The following is a 4126-nucleotide window of genomic DNA, read 5'->3' as shown; positions in this document are numbered from 1 at the left end:
GATAATCAGCATCTAGATCTTTGGTGTTTCCGGTAAAAATTCCTAAACTATGATTTTTAATTATATTACTAAAAGAGTTTTTGGCTGCTAAAGCAATATTTTCACGGTGAACAACAAATAACATTCTTTTAGGATTAGTGTTTTTGACATCAAAGGCACTTAAATAAGTTTTACCAGTTCCCGTAGCTGAAATTAGTAGGGCTTTATTTTGATGTTTTCTTAACTTAGCTAAATTATTTAATGCTTCTATTTGCATTTTATTAGGTTTAATTGATAATGGAACTTGTTTTTCATTTATCTTTTGTAATTGATAGATTTGTTGATAAGATTTGATCCAGTTAGCTGTTAGGGGAGTTGATTTATCCCATTGGAATTTAAATTCTAACAATGTATTATTAACTGTTTCATCATCATGATTTCCATGAACTAACAAATTCCATTCTTGATTAATTGATAAAGCACTTTGAGTTAAGTTAGTACTGCCGATGATAATATCATAATCATTGATATTTTTAAAAATATAGCCTTTGCAATGAAAACCAGTATCTTTTTGATCATAAATTCTAACTTCAATATTATTAAATTTAAGCAATTCATAAAATACATCAGGCTGATTAAAATTTAAATATGTTGATGTAATGATTTTTCCTTGAATACCTTTATCTTGTAATTCAAGTAAAGTTTGTTTTAAAACAGCTAGTCCCGATTTATTAATAAAGGCTACTGAAAAATAGAAACTAGTACAATTATTTAATAAATTAATTAACTCATGAGATAATTTAATATCATTTTGTTTATTATTAATTAATAGCTTAGGCTGATTAATTGTTGGTTTAATTATAGTATCCATTAAATATTCCTCCAAGAATTAGTATAAAGGATTTTTATGATAATAACTAGTGAATTGATTTAAATGGTGATAGAATTAAATTAGGAAGTGATGATAATGACTGATATAATGAATAAACAGCAGCGATCTAGAAATATGTCGCATATTAAAAGTAAAGATACTTCAATTGAATTAAAGGTTAGAAAATATTTATATCATCATGGTTTTAGATATCAAAAAAATGTAAAAGAGTTGCCGGGAACACCAGATCTAGTTATTTTAAAGTATCGAACAGTTATTTTTATTAATGGTTGTTTTTGGCATCATCATTATAATTGTCGCTATGCGACATTGCCAAAGACAAGAAAGGACTATTGGTTAAATAAAATTAATCGAAATGTAGAAAATGATATTAAGCATTATCAAGAATTAAAGCAAATGGATTATAAAGTAATAGTTGTTTGGGAATGTGAGATAAAGGAATGTTTTGAATATCGAATGAAAGAATTGATTCAAGAAATTAAGGAAAATTGTTTTTAATAGTAAATATAATAAATAATATGTGACCAAGGATATTTTCTTTGGTTTTTTTATTTGATAAAAAAATTGAATTTACAATTCAATGATTTAATTTAAAAGCAATGTTAAAATGTATGTGAAAAGAGAAATAATGATGTGATTTAATTTAGATAAAAGTATTATGGTTTAAATGAAGAACATGTAAGTTTGATTTATTGGATGAAATGTTTTTTATTAACAAAAAGGAGATTTCTTGTTACCGTAAAACACGATATTTTTAGAAATCCCCAGTTATTTTATTTGTTAATTATCTAAAGCATACCCGTTTTATACTTTATTTTTTTAGGATTAACCTAAAATGTGTCGTACAATAGTGAATTCTACGACACCTAATATAACATAACTTAAATGAAATTAAAAGAGAAAAATTACTTTTGTTTAATTAACGTAATATTTTGCAATACTTTTGCGTTTTCATAAATTTTTTTACTATATCATTTTATATTTCATTAAAATTTTTATTTAATAATAGTATAAAACTAATAATAAGGAGGAAATGAAAATGAATGAAAAAATTAGTTTTGTAGAATTATCAAATGAATGGTTGGAGGTGAAAAAATTTTCAGTTAAATACTCTACGAGAATTAAATACAAAAATATAATTAATGTGTATTTAAAAGAATTATTTTATATTGAGGATATTACAGAAATAGACGAATCTAATTGTCGTGACTATTTTGAAAAGTTAATTTCAAATTATCTGTTATCAAAAAGCAGTATTAAAATAATTAGATATGTATTAAGATCAATTTTAAATTATGGAAAAGATGTTTATGATATAAAAGATATCAATTTCTCATATTTTAAAATTAGCGAAAATAAACTACCAATATGTGTTTTGTCTGATGAAGAAAAAGACAAAATGGTTAACTATTGTTTAAGTAACACTAGTTATACTACTGTAGCTATTTATATAAGTTTGTATACTGGAATGAGAATAGGTGAAGTTTGTGGATTAAAATGGGAAGATATTGATTTTAAAAACCAAACAATATCTGTTGTTAGAACTGTTCAACGTATAAAAGATGAGGATTCTAAAAACTCTAAAACAAGTAAAATGATCTTTGAACCAAAAACTCAATCTTCAAAACGGGTAATAGTGATGACTGATTTCTTGGCAGAGTTTTTATTGGCGTACAAAGCTGAAAGCAATCCTAAATCATCTAAAACATTTATTATTTCAAATAGTTTAGAAATTCCAGAACCACGAAATGTTCAAAGAAATTTTAAAAAGATTTGTGGGTTGCTAGATATTAAAGCTACTTTCCACATTTTAAGACATACATTTGCAACTAATTGTGTCAAATATGGTATGGATGTTAAAATTTTAAGTGAATTGTTAGGTCATTCAAGTATTACAACAACTATGAATTTATATGTTCATCCTACCCTAGATTACAAAAAAGAACAAATTAATAAAATTCCTAAATAACGGGTCGGGTAATTCACTATTCTACGGCAATCTACTTATTTTTTAATAAATTGTTGAAAGAAAGATGTGATTAAATGTATTGGTATTTTTTACAGTATAGACCCGATTTATCGACGTCGTTAATTAATTTCTTTAATAGTCAAAGCGATACTTTTGCATTTATACCAAAGGTAGAACAATGGTATAACATCAAAAGTGTAAAAGATTATGTTATCAAAGATATGTATCCAAATTATATTTTTATTAAATGTGATTTAGATGAAAATTCTTTTTTAAAGAAATATAAGAAATTTTTTAAATCTGTTGAAAATTCAGTTACTTTAATAAAGCAAGGTAACTCAGTTACTATGCAAAAGGAAAATTCTGGTATTTTTGATCGATTATTTAATGGTGAAGATACAATTCGTCATTCTATCGGGAATATAGTTAATTCTAAGCTTGTTGTTGATACAGGACCATTAGTGGGATTAGAGGATTATGTGGTTAAAATCAATAGACATCATCGAATAGCATTATTGGATTTTAATTTAGGTGATTTTTTAATGAAATTGCCATTAGAAGTTAAAGCAAAATCATAATAATTTATGAAAATAAATAAAAATTGTTATATCCTTTATTGTCAACATTATAAAATAGAACAGCTAATGAATCGTTTAAATACCAAAGAAGATATATTTGCTTTTATTCCTAGAATGGAAACATATCGTAGGGATGTTGATCATTTGGTATTAACAAATATGTTTCCTGGATATTTATTTGTATTAACTAAAAGAAGTAGAAATGAGTTTCGGGATTTTTTAGTTAATTTAGGTGATGAAAAAAGCGGATTGATAAAGGAACTTAAAAAAGATGATGTTTCATCTTTAACCAAAGATGAAATTCATTTGTTTGAAAATCTTTTAAATCAACAAGGAATTTTAAAAATGAGTTATGGTAAAAGAATAGATGGTCATTCTGTTGCTTTAGAGGGGCCATTGGTTCATTATTCTAATGAAATTAGAAAAGTGGATTTTTATAGAAGGCAAGCTTATTTAAGTATACAGTTTCTAAATAGAAACATTATTTGTGGTTTTACAGTTGATCGAAAAGCAGAATAGAGTTTATAACGTTTGGATGACTTATAAATAATATTCGAAAATATGCTAATCAGTCCAATAATAATTGTATTATTGGATAGGAAAACTGTATAAAAAAGAATATTTGATTGGCCATATATTATATATATGGTTTTTTTGTGTTTAAAAGGAGAGGGGGAATTTGATGATAAAACCATTTGAAAATAAGGT

The 4126-nt window shown here is 25.1% G+C and carries 5 protein-coding genes; 4 read left to right on the top strand and 1 reads right to left on the bottom strand.

Features of this window, described 5'->3' with window-relative positions; all coding sequences use genetic code 11:
- Positions 1–850, bottom strand: an 850-nt coding sequence (locus tag J7M77_RS00080; RefSeq protein WP_296874801.1) for a DEAD/DEAH box helicase family protein, incomplete at its 3' end; no start/stop codon positions are given.
- Between the two features lie 96 nt (positions 851–946).
- Here J7M77_RS00080 and J7M77_RS00075 point away from each other — a divergent pair.
- The 4 genes from J7M77_RS00075 (at position 947) to J7M77_RS00060 (ending at position 3937) form a co-directional block, all read left to right on the top strand.
- Positions 947–1369 (top strand): very short patch repair endonuclease, encoded by a 423-nt coding sequence (locus J7M77_RS00075; protein ID WP_296874800.1) that lies wholly within the window; start codon positions 947–949, stop codon positions 1367–1369.
- 541 nt (positions 1370–1910) lie between these two features.
- The gene (locus J7M77_RS00070) at positions 1911–2840 is read left to right on the top strand and encodes a site-specific integrase (RefSeq protein ID WP_296874799.1); all 930 of its coding nucleotides are present in this window, start codon (positions 1911–1913) and stop codon (positions 2838–2840) included.
- A gap of 74 nt (positions 2841–2914) precedes the next feature.
- On the top strand, positions 2915–3418 hold the full coding sequence (locus tag J7M77_RS00065; RefSeq protein WP_296874798.1) for a transcription termination/antitermination NusG family protein: 504 nt from the start codon (positions 2915–2917) through the stop codon (positions 3416–3418).
- Positions 3419–3424: 6 nt separating this feature from the next.
- Positions 3425–3937: a transcription termination/antitermination NusG family protein gene (locus J7M77_RS00060; RefSeq protein ID WP_367236498.1), complete on the top strand. Its 513-nt coding sequence runs from the start codon at positions 3425–3427 to the stop codon at positions 3935–3937.
- Positions 3938–4126: the final 189 nt, after the last annotated feature.

The sequence above is a fragment of the Thomasclavelia sp. genome (assembly GCF_017889095.1).
Lineage (GTDB): Bacteria > Bacillota_I > Bacilli_A > Erysipelotrichales > Coprobacillaceae > Thomasclavelia.
Note: the sequence above shows the minus strand (reverse complement) of the source record. Positions and strands in the feature narration are given on the sequence as shown.